Source organism: Denitrificimonas caeni (assembly GCF_905120345.1).
In the GTDB taxonomy this organism is placed as follows: Bacteria; Pseudomonadota; Gammaproteobacteria; order Pseudomonadales; family Pseudomonadaceae; genus Denitrificimonas; species Denitrificimonas caeni_A.
On record NZ_CAJHOA010000011.1, the window covers coordinates 1 to 16,554 of the forward strand.

Here is a 16,554-nt window from a genome sequence, read left to right on the forward strand (position 1 = left end):
GATGGGGTGCAGCGCACCCCATCAAGTCAGTGCATTACCTAGGAAACCCCCACTTCTAAAGTGGTGGGTAGTTCATCTCTAGCCAGATCGGCGCATGGTCGGAGGGTTTTTCCATACTGCGTAATTCGTAATCAATCCCGGCATTGAGCAAGCGCGAGCGCAGTACCGCTGTGGTCATAATCACATCAATGCGCAGACCACGTTTTGGCGTGTCTTCAAAGCCGCGGCTGCGGTAATCAAACCAGCTAAAACGGTCATTTACGTTTGGGTGCAAGACACGGAAACTGTCCTCCAACCCCCAGTCTTTGAGCGTCTGCAACCACGCCCGCTCTTGCGGTTGGAAGCTGCACTTGCCTGATTTTAACCAGCGCTTGGCATTCGCCTCACCAATGCCGATATCACTGTCTTCTGGGGAAATATTAATATCACCCATCACCACCAAGGCCTCTTCGGGGCTAAAGCGTGTTTCCAGCAGGTTCTGTAAATCAGCATAGAACTTCTCTTTGCCGGGAAACTTGGTGGGGTGATTGATGTTCTCTCCTTGCGGGAAGTAGCCATTCATCACCGTGATCGGCGTGCCATTGCGGTCAGCAAAGACTCCGTAGATAAAACGGCGTTGAGCGTCTTCCTCATCTTCAGGAAAACCTTTCTGAATCTCTAAAGCCGGTAAACGCGAGAGCAGGGCGACACCGTAGTGGCCTTTCTGTCCGTGGTAATAGACCTCGTAGCCTAAGTCACGGACCATTTGCTCAGGGAACTCTGAGTCATGCACTTTGATTTCTTGCAAGCCAATCACATCCGGCTGATGGCTGTTAATCAGCGCCGAGAGTTGGTGGGGACGGGCGCGTAGGCCGTTGATATTAAAAGAAATGAGTTTCATAAGAACCTTCGTTTAAACTGGATAGCACCAGTCTAAAACACTCAGGCGCTAACCGTAAGCCCTCAAGCGGCGAGAATGTATGCCGCTATTACGCGGCATACGCGTGAGGTAGCGCATGCCGGCACGCCAGTCATTGGCGCGCCTCGCTGTTGTGCGCCTGTATTAGCGCTTATTTTGCTTGACCACGCCCGGTAGGCTGTCGAGCTGGGCGGTGAGGAAGGAGCTGGTGCTGTTCATGTTCGAGACCAGCATATCCATTGCGTTAAATTGCGCGAATAAGCGCGATTCTAATTTACTGATCCGCGCGGCATGGCTTTCGCGCTGCTCATCGACCGTGGTGATGGTGTTTTGCAGGGCTTTGGTGCGACTGTCGAGTACCCCGCCTTTATCGGTGTAAGGGCTGACTTTGCTGTCCATGCGCGCCATCAAACCGTCTTTGCCAGTGAACAGGCTATTGACTTGGTCAAAGTTGTTGTCCAAAGCTTTATTTAACTTAGTGTTGTCGACCGCCAAGGTGCCGTCGCGTTGGGTGCTGATGCCCAGATCGGAGAGCATACGAACGCCTTCGTTGCTGCTGGATGAACTCATCTCACCGCGTATCGCACTCATAAACGCGCGCACCGAGGAGTCACCGACTAACGCGGCGGCTAGGGGTTCTGAGTTGTCGCCACCCACCGGCGTCACGCTAGTCAGCTTATTGACACTTTCGAGCATGGCGTTATAGGCATCGACAAACTCAGTGATGGATTTGCGCACGCCACCTTTGTCTTCGTTGACGCCGAGCTTGATGGTTTCCGCTTTGTCCAAGGCTTCCGCCGACTGCGCGCTTTTCAAGGTGAGGGTCACCCCTTCAATCGCATCCTCGATGGTATTGCTGGCGCTGCTCAGACGAATGCCATCAATGGCCAGATTGGCATCGCGTGAATAGCTGATCACCCGCGCCTCACGCGGATCTGTACCAGCAGGTGTCGGCTCAAAATTAGCATCCGCTGCCGACGGCGGGGTAAACGCCAAGCGATCCAACTCGCCAAGGTTGTCACCCGACAGCGCGACGCTGATGTCATGATCGCTGCCCGACTGGCTTGAACTCAGCACCAAGCGCGCACCGCCCTCACCATTGGGGTCGCTGACGATAGTGGCGCTGAGGCCGCTGTCTTTGCCGGCGGCGTTAATCGCATCGCGCACATCGGTCAGGCTGGCATTGCTCAGCTCAATGTCCAGCGCTTCGTCGCCGACCTTGATGCTGAGTGTGCCGCTGCCCAGCGCATCGCTGCTGTTGTCATAACCCGCTAACGCCACTTTGCTAGTCTGGGCGAGATTGAACACTTGCACGCTATAATTGCCGGCGGCGGCCTTGGCGTCGGCGCTGATGCTGACAGTGTCGGCTGCGCTGCTGGTGGCGCTGCGTTTTTCAAAGAGGGCAGGGTCATTCAGTTTGCCCAGCGCGGTTTGGAAGGTCGAGAGCGCACTACGGAACTGGCCAAGCGCCGAGACCTTGCTGGTGGAGGCTTTTTCGAGGCGATCAAGTTGCGCGGTTTTCGGTGCGCTTTCTGCACCGACCAGCGCCTTGACCATGCCGTTGATATCCATACCGGAACCGATCCCACTAATTGCCATAACCTTACCCTCTGCGACCGTTTATTGACGCGTCGCTAGTCGAAAATGAAGATGTGAGGTGATTTAAGCAGATTACATGCCAACCTCTAGTCATCCTGTCCCGCTATCTTACTCGTCGCTAGTGTACTGCTGCGCGCGGTCTGCGCAGGCTTATACTTTACCACTAAACAAGACACTGCGAATCTCTTCTAGGTTTTCTGATAAACGTAATGCTTCTGCTGACGGCATTTGCCGAATCAGCTTGCCACTGCTGGCTTCTGTGACGGTGACTATCATACGTTGACTGTCATCATCCAATTTGAATTCGAGGTTGCGCTGTGCGCTTTGTGCATACTCTTGTAGATCAGCGACCGCCACCTGCAGCTGTTCACGCTCTGTGGCGCTATCGGCGCTGTCTTGATTGTGCGCGGCGCGGCTCAGATTGGGATCTTTAGCCGTAACGGGCTCATTAGTGTTAGGGCTGGCTGCCGTGCTGTTAGGCTCTAGGCGGCTGTTGAGACTGCTTATGTCCATGGCGTGTCCTCCATATAGACGAAAACGGGGGAAGGGCAATCCCTTCCCCCGCTGTTCAAGCACCCACTAAACTTAGCCGAGCAGGCTAAGAACCGCTTGTGGCAACTGATTGGCTTGCGCCAACATCGCTGTACCGGCTTGCTGCATGATCTGGTTTTTCGCCAGGTTAGCAGACTCAGCGGCGTAGTCAGTATCCATGATACGACCGCGTGAAGCAGAAGCGTTCTCCGCTACGTTTTGCAAGTTGCTGATGGTCGACTCAAAGCGATTTTGCACCGCACCGAGCTTGGAGCGCTCGCTGTCAACCTGTTGCATGGCACCGTCCAGTACAGAAATCGCTTGTTGTGCGCCTTCAGCAGTGGTGATGTCGAGGTTGCTGACTGAGGATTCAACTACCACACCGCTGTGTGTGCCAGCCGCATTGGTCAGACCCAGAGATGCTAGACCTGTACCAGCAGCGCCGTCCGCCACCGTGAAGGACTCATTGCCGGAGAATAACTCTAGCGTGCCTTGGCTGTTGACACTGGCGCTGACGCCGGTGCTGGCAGTGTTGATCGCAGTTGCAACTGCATCCATATTGCTGCCGGCAGCCAGTTTGATGTCGGTGCCGTTCAGGTTGATCGAGGTAGACTCTTGCAGCTTGGCTGCGGTGTTACCAGCCGTCAGGCCCAGCATTTTCAGCGATCCTGCGGTTTCGTTTTCCAGTTTGATTGCCGCACCATCAGTTGAGCTCAGCTGTAAACGGCCATTTTTGACTTCTGCAGTAACCTTGGTGTCTTCACTGCTCTGGTTGATCTTCGCGGCAATATCGTCCAAGTCTGAGTCGGCTTGCAAGTCTATGGTTTGGCCATTCAAGCGGATGGACGCGTTAGCGCTAATCTGACCACTATTTTCTGTCGTAGTCCCTTTGACACTCACAGCGCCACCGGTGTCGGCCATGCCGATCACTGCAAGACCAGTATTGTCACCTTCAACGCTGAAGCCATTGGCAGAGGAGAGTTTGATGGTCTTAGCGGTGTCGTTAAGCAACTCTGCAGTTACACCTGATCCAGAAGCGTTGATCTTGTCAACCAACGACTGATTCGACTCGCCAGCAACAGTACTGATTTCCTTGCCGTTGATCGAAAATTTGCCGGTAGCCACAGCTGCAATAACTACAGTTTCAGCATTGCCCGTCGCAACTTGAGTCGTGCCTTTGTCTAGGCCAAGAGCGGTTAAACCAGCGGTCTCGCCGCCGATGGTGATTTTCGAGTTGGATGTGAGTACCAGCGCCCCGCTAGAGGCATCAGCAGTTATGCCAATGTCAGCGCTTTTAATACGAGCGGCAATATCGGCAGCTGTGTCGCCTGTTAAAACTGAGATGTTGGTGCCGTTCAGGCTGATTGAGCTATTCGATGCAGGCGAGGTGAAGGTGGTAGCCGAGCCAGTCACTTTTGCCTGGCCAAGTACGCTTGCTTCAATAGTGGAAGCCGCCGCAGGGAGGCCCAGCACGGTATTTGCATTACTAGTTGTAGCTGCAGCGATGGTAATGTCGCCCTTGGCTTCCAACTTCAGCTTGCCATCAACGTTACTAGCGGTGACACCAGAATCAGTGCTTTTATCATTTATGCGAGTCACCACCGCATCGAGGTCATCACCGGCCTGCAATGTCACAGTAGTTGCGGTGTAACCTTCAGCGTTGATTATCAGCTTGTCTGCTGACGTTGCAGTAATCCCACCTGTAAATTGCTCCGCTGCCGTCACACTGGCTCGACCAGTAACTGCCACATAGTTACCGGCTTTATCGCCACTGATTCCAAAGTCTTTACCACCGCTCACTTGGAAGTTTTCAGCGGAGGTTAGTTTTAGCTTGCCGTTGTCTTCGCTTGCTGTGACGCCGGTGTCAGCAGTAGCTTTGTTAATTTCAGTAACGGCATCGGCCAAAGTGACGGTAGCTGCTGCTGTGAAGTCAATATCAACACCATTGATATTCAGCGATTGGCCGCCGGCTGGTACAGTAATATCACTGAAGACTGCCCCTGTAACACTCACCGGCTCGCCCGAGGTGCCGCCAGTAGAAGAGCCGATGGCCGCACTAGTCACCGACGCGGTCATTGTGCTTTCTACGCCACTGGCTTTGGCCGAGCTGAAGCTGCCTTTGAGTGCCGATGCACTCACATTGCTCAAACCAAAAGATACCGTCTCATTGGCATTCGAACCAACCTGGAAGCTGGTGTTGCTCATGCTGCCGTTCAGTAATTTCTGACCACCAAACGACGTGGTATCAGCGATACGCGTCAGTTCACCGGACAGGGCAGTAAATTCTTCTTGCAGCGCTGTGCGCTCAGAGGCACTGTTCGAGCCGTTGGATGCTGTCAGCGCCAAGTCACGCATACGTTGCATGATGTTGGTGGATTCTTGCATTGCGCCTTCAGCGGTCTGTGCAATCGACACACCGTTGTTAGCGTTTTTCACTGCAACAGTCAAACCATTGATCTGGTTGGTTAAGCGGTTAGAGATCTGCAGGCCAGCCGCGTCATCTTTGGCGCTGTTGATTTTTGAACCTGAAGCTAAACGCTCAAGCGAGGTCGACAGTGCATTGGTAGAACCACCCAAGGTGCGCTGTGCGTTCAGGGAAGCAACGTTAGTATTTACTGTTAAAGCCATGGGTAGTTCTCCAATTTTCTAAAATAATGTTTGCCCGAGTTTGCAAGCAACTTGTGTGCCTAACCACTCAAACATCCACAATGTTTGCATTCAATCCTTATATCGGCGCTGTTGCGAAGAGCTTTAATCTTTTTTCAAAAACTTTTCCCTGCGCCTTGACAGGTAAGAAAACGCCTGCCGCTGTTACAAAGGTTATCGGTCGGACTTTGCAAATCTTTAGCGTGAAATGATTATCGTGGCTGCTTGCTGTTTATGAATGCCGGCGATGCAACAAACCGAGCAGTGAAGCGGCTTCAGCGCTGAAGCTATCGGGCTCGCTCATTTATAATGGTCTGCTGGATATAAAACCCCATGTGCCAGCTTTAATATAACGACTCGGCAATCGAGCATTTTTTATTTCAGCGTCTACACTGAGTCAAGAACACGCGACAAACCGTAACAATACGGCAACACGGAGGTTGCTATGTCTCACACGGATGTGCCGAGTCAAAACCAAGAAGACCATGACAGCCCTTGGAAAGACGCACTGGAAGTGTTTTTTCGACCTTTTATGGGTTTTTTATATACTGAAATCGCTGCGCAGATTGATTGGCAGCAGCCGGTTGAGTTTCTTGATAAAGAATTGCAGAAAATCACCCGCAAAGCGAAAAACTCGCGGCGCTATGCTGACAAGCTGGTCAAGGTACAGTTTTTAACGGGGGTGGAAAAATGGATTTTGATCCATGTCGAGGTGCAAGGCGAGCCAGAAGCAGGGTTTGCAGAACGAATGTTTATCTACTATTACCGTATTCGCGACCGCTATCAAAAACCGGTGATCAGCTTGGCGGTGCTCACTGATACACGAGCCAGTTTTCGTCCCGATCATTACGCCGATGCAATGGCGAGTTGCAGCGTCCGTTTTGATTTTGCCATGGTGAAGTTACTCGATTGGCGTGAGCGAATGGACGAACTGCTGCACGATAAAAATCCCTTTGGCTTATTGATCGCCGCACAACTGACCGCCAAACTGGTCAAAGACAGTAAGACCCGCGCTGATAACCTTGTTGGTTTTTATCGCCTAGTGATCAAAAAGGACCTCGACCGTGAATTAATCCGCCGGTTGATCGTTTTTCTCGAGTGGATGGTTTATTTACCCGAAGACATCAGCACATACTACAATGAACTCATTGAGCAAGTTGAGGAGGATACCCAAATGCCATATATCTCACTGATTGAACGCAAAGGGATCAAACTGGGCCTTGAGCAAGGAATAGAGCAGGGCATTAACCGAGGGCGTGCCGCCACGTTATGTAAACAGTTGCAGCTTAAGTTTGGTGACCTGAGCGATGACTATCAAGCTCGCCTAAACCAAGGCAATCAAGCTGAGCTGGACTTATGGACCGAGCGCGTTCTGTTCGCCGACACTCTTGAGGCCGTGTTTGAGCCATAGCAGGATTTTTCCAGCGCATTCAAAAAGCACTGCTTGTCTTGTGGCTGGACAAGCAGGCTTGATGATATCTGTTACCTATAAAAATAATGACATAACCACACAACCGCTAGCCACGCGCGAGTTTTCGCCTGATAAATACATTCCATATTAAAGATACGCTTAGCGTATTTTTCATCTTTATTATTTCGCAACTGTTTTATTAATCGGCCATGCTGGTAAATATGGAAAAAGTGTCACACTATAGTGGCCTTTTGATATTTTAGTGATGAGCTGGGTTGTCAACGTTAGGTACTAAGCGACTAAGGACGCCGCTGTTCGGCTGTATATGAAGAGTTATTAGTATAGAGCAGCACATGATCTACGGAAGTCGACTTTAAATGCGTACATTAAATTTACAACAATTAATTTTGCTGCTCAGTGTGTCGACGGCTGTGTTGGTTTTGGCCAATACTTTTTATACCAGCCATAAAACGCAGCGGGCCTTATTAATTGAGCAGACGCTTGAGGCGAATCATGCCTATGCCGCGAAAATTGCTGGAAGTGTCGACGATTTTCTAATAGCGGCACAGCAACAGTTGGCTTTTGCCGCAGAGGATGTGTTGTTAGCCCAGGGCAACCCGCAGCAGCTGCAGCACATTGTCGAGCGTTTAAAACAGCAAACCAACAGTTTTAGTTCAGTGTTGATTTTAGCTGCAGACAGCACTGCCTTGGCAATTACGCGGCCTGCACAGCATTTCTTGGGTAAGAAATTGCACAATCCAGGTGCTGCGCAAGCACTCAAAGAGCAGACGCCGTTAATTAGTAAACCCTATATTTCCGTGACTGATCGTTTAGTGGTGTTATTAAGTCATCCTGTGTTTGATGCGCAGGGCGCCTATTTAGGCTTTGTCGGCGGATCTATTTATCTAGAAGAAGAAAGTATTCTCTATGCGCTGTTAAGTCAGCATTACCATCTGGATGATTCCTATATCTACGCTGTTGATCAAGACGCACGCGTCATCTATCACCAAGAGCTGTCTCGGGTCGGCGAGGTGCTTGTCGGGAATCCGGTGGTTGAGAGGGTTGTTGCCCAGCATGCAGGCCATCAGCCAGTGACGAGCAGTGACGGAGTTGCAATGTTGGCCGGTTATGCGCCGGTGACCCGTGCCGGATGGGGCGTTGTTACGCAGCGTAGCTTAAACGCCAGCTTGGCAGGCATGGATGCGCAGATGTGGGCGGTTGCCAAGCATAGTTTCCCGTTTTTTTTACTGATTGTCTTGGCGGTTTGGCTGCTATCGCGCTGGATTTCAAAACCACTCTGGCAGCTGGCGCGCAGTGCTGAATCGCTAGATGCACCTGATGTCAGTGCACAAGTTGCCAATGTCGCAGATTGGTATTTTGAGGCCGCGCAGCTCAAGCGAGCCATGCTCAGAGGCTTGGCTGGCCTGAATAAAAAGATAGGTAAACTTAACGTAGAAAACATTACCGATCCGCTAACGGGATTGATTAATCGCCGTGGTATGCAGATGACTCTGGATGAGTGGGAGGCAGCACGGCAGCCTTTTTCTGTGGTTATGGGTGATATTGATCACTTTAAACGGATCAATGATAAATATGGCCATGCTATTGGCGATCAGGTTTTACAGTTTTTTGCGAAACATCTGCAGGCGTCTTCACGACCTAGCGATCTCGTCTGCCGTGTGGGTGGCGAAGAATTTATGATGTTGTTGCCCAATATCGAGCAGAATCTGGCCTATAAGATTGCTGAGCGGTTGCGCAAGCGTATCGCTGACGATATCTGCGCCAGTGTGGGCGAGCCTGTTACTTTGTCTTTTGGCGTCGCGAGTTGGTCCGGCGGGCCAGAGCGTATTGCTGAGGTGATGAAGCATGTCGATTTAGCCCTGTATGCGGCGAAAAATGCCGGGCGTAATCAAGTTCGGATCAGTGCTGGCGCTGCTGCGTCAGTGTTGCCAGTCATCTAGACTGCTAGATCGCCGTGACTTGCTAGTCGCTTTTTGTCTAGATAAATCAACCTTAGAGCACAAATCACGTATCATCAGTGTGATTAAGTTGTACCTGATCGAGTTTGAACTCTTATAGGCCGATAGGCATCCACTACTCAACTAGCAAATGATTCAGCACATTGTTTTGCTTGTGCACCTTATTTGAAATGAGCGATTGAGTTGCAAACTTTTGAGTGGAGCGTTGGACATGGATTACGGAAGATAACTTTAAATGCGTAAATTGAATTTACGGCAATTGATTTTGCTGCTCAGCGTGTCGACGGCTGTGTTGGTTTTAGCCAATACCTTTTATACCAGCCATAAAACTCAGCGGGCCTTATTAATTGTGCAGACACTCGAGGCCAATAGTGCTTATGCCTCGAAAATGGCTGACAGTGTGAATAGTTTTTTATTGGCTGCACAGCAGCAATTGGCCTTTGCTGCACAAGATGTGTTAATCGATAAAGACAACTATGATCACCTTGATCGTATTGTTGAGCGCTTAAAGCAGCAAACCAATAGTTTTAACTCAGTGCTGATTACTGATGAAGTGGGTATTGTTTTAACCATCACCCCAAACAACTCTTCTTTGATGGGGATGGCAATGCAAAGTTTAGGCGCTGTGCAAGCTTTAAAAGAGCGAGTGCCGTTGATCAGTAAACCTTATATTTCGGCGACTAATCGTCTTTTGGTTTTTATTACACAGCCGATCATTGACGCGCAAGGCACCTATTTAGGATTTATTGGTGGAACTATTTATTTGCATGAAAAAAGTATTTTATATGCATTGCTAGGCCAGCATTACCATGCCGATGAATCCTATATCTACGTGGTTGATCAAGACTCACATTTGATTTATCACCAAGATTCATCACGGGTGGGTGAAGTGGTGGCTGGTAATCCTGTGATCAAACAGGTGGTTGCACAGCAGGCCGGCAGTCAGCAGTTGATTAACTCTAAGGGGGTTGAAATGCTGGCCGGTTATGCGCCGGTGCCGAGTGCGGGATGGGGGGTGGTCACTCAGCGCTCGTTAAAAGCGACCTTGGCTGGCATGGATCAGCAAATGTTGGCAGTGGCTCAGTACAGTTTTCCGTTTTTTCTGCTGATTGTACTGATGGTCTGGGTGGTCTCACGCTGGATTTCAAAACCGCTCTGGCAGTTGGCACGCAGTGCTGAGTCTTTAGATGGGGACGATGCCAATGCACAGATTTCTAAAATTTCTGTTTGGTATTTTGAAGCATCACAACTCAAGCGCGCGATGTTAAGAGGCTTGGTTGGCTTAAACAAAAAGATGGGTAAGCTGAATTTAGAAAATATTACCGACCCGCTAACGGGCTTGATTAATCGCCGAGGCATGCAGCTCACCTTGGATGCATGGGAGAAGGCGCGCCAGCCTTTTTCAGTGATTATGGGTGATATTGATCACTTTAAATTGATTAATGATAAATTCGGTCATGATGTCGGCGATGAGGTGTTAAAGTTTTTTTCCGCAGAAATGCATGAGTTTTCTCGTCCCGATGACTTAGTATGTCGTGTCGGCGGTGAAGAGTTTTTGATGTTACTGCCTAATATCGACAAAGATGTGGCGTATAAAATTGCCGAGCGTTTGCGTCAACGTATTGAAGGCGATATTTGTCCGCACATTGGTGAGCCAATTACCTTGTCGTTCGGGGTGGCCAGTTGGCCTTGTGGTCAGGCCAGTATTGCTGATGTGATGAAAAATGCTGATTTGGCACTGTATGCGGCGAAAGGTGCCGGACGTAATCAAGTCCGTAACAGTGACATCCTATGCGAGTAAGAATGAAGAACAGCCCTTATCAGTGGCAGAATTTAACCCCAAGTATTGACTGAGTTGTTATGAGTATTGAGATAAAACGTATCGCATCAATCTATTGTGTTGCCCTGCTGTTGATCTTAATACCTTGCTCGGTGTATGCCAAAGGGCGCCTCGATGTTCAGGTTACGCCCAAGCATACGGCGCTGAAAAAAAACATCGAAGCCTATATAGATCAACTGGCCGAAGGCGATGCGACGTCTCTTGCGGCAGTTAAACGTACGGTATTGCAGCGCGCACGTTTGGCCAGTGAAGCGTTGGGGTATTACCAGACGCAGATTGTGGTGCGCATTACTGAGGATGCTGAGCCGGTCATGCAAGTGCTGGTGGAACGTGGTGATGCGGTACGTTTGCGCACGGTTACTATTCAGGTGCAGGGTGAAGCGGCGCAGTTGCCGGCTTTTGCTATTCCTGAAGACAAACGCTTAAAAGTCGGTGCTCGTTTAGATCATAGCGCCTATGACGATGTGAAAAGCATGCTGCAAAATCAAGCATTACGCTTTGGTTTTTTTGCTGCAGAGTTTACCCAGCATGAGTTACTGATTGATCCACAAATCGGTACGGCGGATATCACCTTGCTGTTTGACAGTGGCCCGCGTTATCGCTTGGGTGCGGTACAGTTTTCTGAAGATGCCAAAATTGATCAGAAACTCCTGCAGCGTTTACTGCCTTTTACCCCAGGCACGCCCTATAACTCTGCGCTAGTGGCGAAGCTCAGCCAGAATCTACAGTCCAGCGGTTATTTTGATGAAGTGCGGGTGGATGCGGTCGGTAGCGCTGATGGCCCTCTTGATATTCCTGTTGAGGTTAGTTTAGTGGCGATTAAGCCGCGCACGCTGAGCCTCGGTTTGGGCTTTTCGACTGACGTTGGTCCGCGTGGGCGTTTTGGTTGGGAGCGGCACCGGGTTAACAGTCATGGTCACAAGTTGGGTTTTGACAGTGAAATATCCCAGCCACGACAAAACGTCTCGGCGTGGTACCAAGTACCTTTGTCGGCACCGCTGACTGATTATGTGCGCTTTAGCAGCGGTTATCAGCGTGAAGAATTGGTTGATGCTGACAGTCGCTTGATTAATTTAGCGGTGCAATGGCATGCGCGTCTGCCGAGCGAATGGCTGCGCGTGGTGTCGCTACGCTGGGAGCAAGAAACCTATAATTTTGGTCGTGGCGCTAAAGATGGCCGTAGCAGTTTTTTAATGCCGGGTATTGATTATTCGGTGCTGCGCAGCGACTCGCCGCTCGACCCGAGTCAGGGCTACCGTTTGCAGTGGGCTGTGCGTGGCGCTAAACAGGATTTGCTGGCGGATGCGGATGTGCTGCATGTCACCGCGTTAAGCCGTGGGCTGCTGACCTTGGCGCATAAACACCGCTTTTTAGGTCGCGCGCAAATCGGAGCGATTGGCACCAATGAGTATGCGCAAGTGCCGCCATCGCTGCGTTTCTTTGCGGGTGGTGACCAAAGCGTGCGTGGCTATGATTATCAAACCTTGTCACCGCGTGATCGCCAAGGCAATCGCGTCGGTGGCCGCTATATGTTTGCCGGCAGTGTCGAATATCAATACAGCGTGGCTGAGCGTTGGCGCGTCGCGGCCTTTGTCGATCAGGGTAATGCCTTTAACTCGCTCAGCGATAAAATGAAAACGGGTGCCGGTTTTGGTCTGCGCTGGGTCTCGCCGGTGGGGCCGTTGCGGCTTGATTTAGCGCGTGCTTTTGATGAAGACAAAGGCTGGCGTATTCACTTCTCGATGGGGCCAGAGCTATGAAGCGCATCAGTCTCGGCATTGTCCTGAGTGTTCTGTTTCTTATCCTATTATTGCTGGGTATCACCCTGAGTGTACTGGCCACGCAGACCGGCAGTCGTTGGTTGCTTAATCAGGTCCCAGGTTTAACGGTTGAGGGTTTACAGGGCGCGTTGTTGACCGATTGGCGAGCTGAGCAACTGCACTGGCAGCAAGATGATGTATCCGTGCAGCTGACTGATGTACAGATGCAATTGCGCCCCAGTTGCTTGCTGCGCAGTACGCTTTGTTTAGATCAACTAGAGGCGGCTCGCATTGAGCTGAATCTGCCAGAAACAACGACGCCCACTGAGCCACAGCCAAGAATAGAACTGCCAAGCTTACAGCTACCTTTGAACATCGAAATTGAGCGGTTGCAGGTTGATGAGTTTATTCTGAATGGTGAATCATTACTGACCAATGCCGGCTTAAGTGCGCGCTGGTTGGGCGATGGTCTGTATATCTCGGGACTGGGCCTTCACTACCAAGACTACCAGCTACAGCTTAAGGGCAAGATTACCCCGCAAGACGACTGGCCCGTACAGTTAGAGTTGAGTGCGCAGGTTCCCATGCCTGATGCGCCAGTGCTCAAGGTGCAAGCACAACTGAGCGGCAGCTTGCAGTCGCTTAATATCGATGCGGTAACCGAAGGCTATCTTGGTGCAACGCTAAAGGGGCAGTTGCAGGCGTTGCAGGCTAATCTACCGGCCAAGCTCTCAGTCAAGATTGCTCACTTTAAAGCAACACCTGATCTGCCAGACAGCTTAACGCTGGCTGATCTAGCCATTGAGCTGCAGGGCGATATGGATAGCGGCTATCAAGTGACTGGACGTGGTGTATTGCCCAATACCCCTGAACAGATGCAGCTAAAACTGGCGGCCTTGCTGAAAACCACGGGCGTCAAATTAAATGCTTTACGCTTAAGTGCCAGTGACGAGGTGTTTGTTGCGGTGCAGGGCGCAGTCGATTGGCAAGATAAGTTAAAAGCTGACGCAGAGTTGCAATGGCAACATTTTCCGTGGCACAGCTTACTCGCGCAAGACGATATCCCGGTGCAATTGCAGACGGCGAATGGGCAGGTCAGTTATGTCGCAGGTGACTATCAAGGCCTGCTCAATGGCGACTTAAGTGGGCCGGCCGGTGACTTTAGCTTGGCGACTGTATTTTCTGGTAATCATCAGCAGGTCGAGTTAAGTGAGTTAGTGATTGAGGCTGGGCAAGGGCGTTTATTCGGGACGGCCAGCGTCGGTTTTGCTGAGGGGGTTGATTGGTTAGCGGATATTCAAGTCAGCCAGCTTAATCCAGCGTATTGGTTGCAAGAGATGCCTGGTGAATTGGCCGGTACGATTCACAGTCAAGGCCAGTTGCGTGAAGGACAGCTACAAGTGGCGGCGACCGCTGACTTAAAGGGCAAATTACGCGGATCGTTAACGCAGTTGCAGGTGGATCTACAAGGTACACAGCAACCGAACAGTGAGCCTGTTTGGCAATTAAAAACAGCGGATGTCCGTTTAGGTGATAACCGTATTTATGGCACGGCGCAGCTGGATCAAGCCTTGGCGGCGCAGCTACAGATTGACTTGCCGCGTCTGGTGCAGCTCTGGCCGGGCTTAGCCGGTAAAGCCAGTGCTGAGCTTAAGCTCTCAGGTAGCCTGACTGAGCCGTTGGCGCTGCTGCAGTTGCAGGGCAGTGGTATTGCCTATCAAGGTCATCGGGTGGGCCAACTGACCTTGCATGGTGAATTATTAGCCGCGCAGCAAGCGCAGCTCAGCTTTGCTGCTGAACGTCTTTGGAGCGGTGAGACTGAGTTGGGTGCCTTGCACCTTGATGCTCAAGGTTCAGTCGCGGCGCACAGTGCTCAGCTGTCACTCACAGGGCCCTTACTGGACACACAAGTCAAACTCAGTGGCGCACTGCAAGACGGTGATTGGTTAGGGCAAGTGCAGACCCTGCTATTAAGCAGTCATGAGCAAAACTGGGCGTTGCAGAAAGCTACCGCGGTTCACTATCGCAAAACCGGTGAATTAACCGTTGCCGCGCACTGTTTAAAAAGTGGGCCTTCCAGCCTCTGTGCCGGCGAGCAGCGTTTACTGCCGCAGACGAAAATTGATTATCACTTATTGAATTTCCCCTTGGCAACATTACAACCTTGGCTGCCAGACGATGCGCAGATTAGCGGGCAGATCAATGGTGATTTTAAAGTGGAGCTGTTGGCCAAGGGGCCACAAGGCAAGATTTATTTGGATGCTGGACAGGGACAGCTGCGGGTTAAAAATAACGAAGAGTGGCAAACCTTTGCGTGGCAGACGCTCAAGCTTAATAGCGACTTGACTGAGAAAACCATTCTATCGACCCTAAAATTACAGGGTGTCGACAGTGGCCAGTTAGAGCTGGTGGCTGAGATTGATCCGCAATCAACCAACAAAGACTTGCGTGGCAATTTCCTCATTAAAGACGTTGATTTGTCGGCATTACGACCCTTTATTGCTCAGGTGGAGACTGTCAAAGGGGTGCTCGAAGGCCGCGGAACCTTGGCCGGGAATCTATTCGCGCCGCACGTGACAGGCTTTGTGCAAGTGCGTGATGGCCACTTAAGTGGTGGTGAATTACCGGTGTCTTTTGAGCAACTGCAACTGCGCGCTGATATTAACGGCGAACAGTTGCAACTGAACGGTGGCTGGCGCAGTGGTGATGACGGCACCGGCAGTATTAAGGGCAGTGTGCAGTGGGCGCAGCAACTGTTGGTTGATATCGATATTAAAGGTCAGCAATTACCACTGCAGGTTGAGCCATATGCCAATATCGAGATTGCGCCTGATTTGCATATCAGTCTAAAACAACAGCGTCTGTTTATTAGCGGTGAAGTGGCGGTACCGAAAGGATTAATTACTATTCCGCAGTTGCCTGAACAAGCGGTGCGCGTCTCCTCAGATGCGCGAGTGCTGGGGCAAGCAGAGCCTGAGGCGGGTCTGCAAGTCGGGATGGATATCACCTTGAATGTGGGGGCCGAGCGTTTGCGTTTCGAAGGCTTTGGTTTAACGGCTGAGTTACGTGGCAATTTACGAGTGGGCGATAACCTCGCTGGGCGCGGCACACTCGAATTGCTTAAAGGTCGTTATCGCGCCTACGGCCAACGTTTAGAATTACGCCGCGCGCGCTTGCTGTTTGCCGGCCCTTTAAGTCAACCATTTCTGGATATTGAAGCTGTACGAGTCACTGGCGATGTCACTGCGGGTTTGCGTTTAACCGGGTCAGCGATGCAGCCACGCAGTGAGATATTCTCTACGCCGGCGATGAGCCAAGAGCAAGCGTTATCTTGGCTGCTGTTGGGTCGACCACTACAAGGTGGCGGTGATGACGGCAACGTGATGGCGCAAGCTGCTTTGGCTTTAGGTTTAATGGGCACTGCACCGATCACCAATAAACTGGCTGATGTTTTTGGTGTGCAGGACTTCTTATTGGAAAGTGAGGGCAGTGGTGTCACCTCAAGCGTGGTAGCCAGTGGGCGCATCAGTGAACGTATCAGTTTGCGTTACGGTGTCGGTGTCTTTGAACCCGCCAGTACTTTGGCACTGCGCTATGAGCTGAGTAAACGGCTTTATTTAGAAGCGGCGAGCGGTTTAGCTAACTCATTGGATTTGTTCTATAAACGTAACTTTTAAACGAATTGAACCACTGTTTGGGGCTGGTTAAACGCAGCGTGTCACGCTTTAAATTAGGAGAGGCAGGGCTTTTGTGCTACACTATGTGCATCGAAGTCACCCAAAAGTGGTTCAATGTGTAGTCTGCGTTCTAGTTTTACCCCCTTCTTGATGCTCCATCTCTTTGAGAAATGCTGGCGCGGCGGCCTGTAGCTGGTTTATTTCTCACATCGC

At 50.9% G+C, this 16,554-nt stretch carries 9 protein-coding genes; 5 read left to right on the top strand and 4 right to left on the bottom strand.

Going from position 1 to position 16,554, the window contains the following annotated elements; all coding sequences use genetic code 11:
- Positions 1-55 precede the first annotated feature (55 nt).
- The 4 genes from xthA to JYJ62_RS15200 form a co-directional block, all read right to left on the bottom strand.
- Positions 56-880: an exodeoxyribonuclease III gene (gene xthA / locus JYJ62_RS15185; RefSeq protein ID WP_205343086.1), complete on the bottom strand. Its 825-nt coding sequence runs from the start codon at positions 878-880 to the stop codon at positions 56-58.
- A 162-nt stretch (positions 881-1,042) separates the two neighbouring features.
- The gene (fliD, locus tag JYJ62_RS15190) at positions 1,043-2,497 is read right to left on the bottom strand and encodes a flagellar filament capping protein FliD (RefSeq protein WP_205343087.1); all 1,455 of its coding nucleotides are present in this window, start codon (positions 2,495-2,497) and stop codon (positions 1,043-1,045) included.
- A 150-nt stretch (positions 2,498-2,647) separates the two neighbouring features.
- Positions 2,648-3,010 carry a flagellar protein FlaG gene (locus JYJ62_RS15195; RefSeq protein ID WP_205343088.1) on the bottom strand — a complete coding sequence of 121 codons (363 nt, stop codon included), beginning with the start codon at positions 3,008-3,010 and terminating at the stop codon, positions 2,648-2,650.
- A 72-nt stretch (positions 3,011-3,082) separates the two neighbouring features.
- Positions 3,083-5,656: a flagellin hook IN motif-containing protein gene (locus JYJ62_RS15200; RefSeq protein WP_205343089.1), complete on the bottom strand. Its 2,574-nt coding sequence runs from the start codon at positions 5,654-5,656 to the stop codon at positions 3,083-3,085.
- 463 nt (positions 5,657-6,119) lie between these two features.
- On the opposite strand from JYJ62_RS15200, the gene JYJ62_RS15205 reads away from it, so the two are divergent.
- The 5 genes from JYJ62_RS15205 (at position 6,120) to JYJ62_RS15225 (ending at position 16,341) form a co-directional block, all read left to right on the top strand.
- Positions 6,120-7,085: a hypothetical protein gene (locus tag JYJ62_RS15205; RefSeq protein ID WP_205343090.1), complete on the top strand. Its 966-nt coding sequence runs from the start codon at positions 6,120-6,122 to the stop codon at positions 7,083-7,085.
- 377 nt (positions 7,086-7,462) lie between these two features.
- Complete coding sequence (locus JYJ62_RS15210) at positions 7,463-9,046, top strand: sensor domain-containing diguanylate cyclase (protein ID WP_205343091.1); 1,584 nt, start codon at positions 7,463-7,465, stop codon at positions 9,044-9,046.
- Between the two features lie 253 nt (positions 9,047-9,299).
- The gene (locus JYJ62_RS15215) at positions 9,300-10,865 is read left to right on the top strand and encodes a sensor domain-containing diguanylate cyclase (protein ID WP_205343092.1); all 1,566 of its coding nucleotides are present in this window, start codon (positions 9,300-9,302) and stop codon (positions 10,863-10,865) included.
- Between the two features lie 59 nt (positions 10,866-10,924).
- Positions 10,925-12,664 (top strand): autotransporter assembly complex protein TamA, encoded by a 1,740-nt coding sequence (locus tag JYJ62_RS15220; RefSeq protein WP_205343093.1) that lies wholly within the window; start codon positions 10,925-10,927, stop codon positions 12,662-12,664.
- On the top strand, positions 12,661-16,341 hold the full coding sequence (locus tag JYJ62_RS15225) for a translocation/assembly module TamB domain-containing protein (RefSeq protein ID WP_205343094.1): 3,681 nt from the start codon (positions 12,661-12,663) through the stop codon (positions 16,339-16,341). Before JYJ62_RS15220 ends, JYJ62_RS15225 begins: the two co-directional genes overlap by 4 nt.
- The last annotated feature ends 213 nt before the right edge of the window (positions 16,342-16,554 follow it).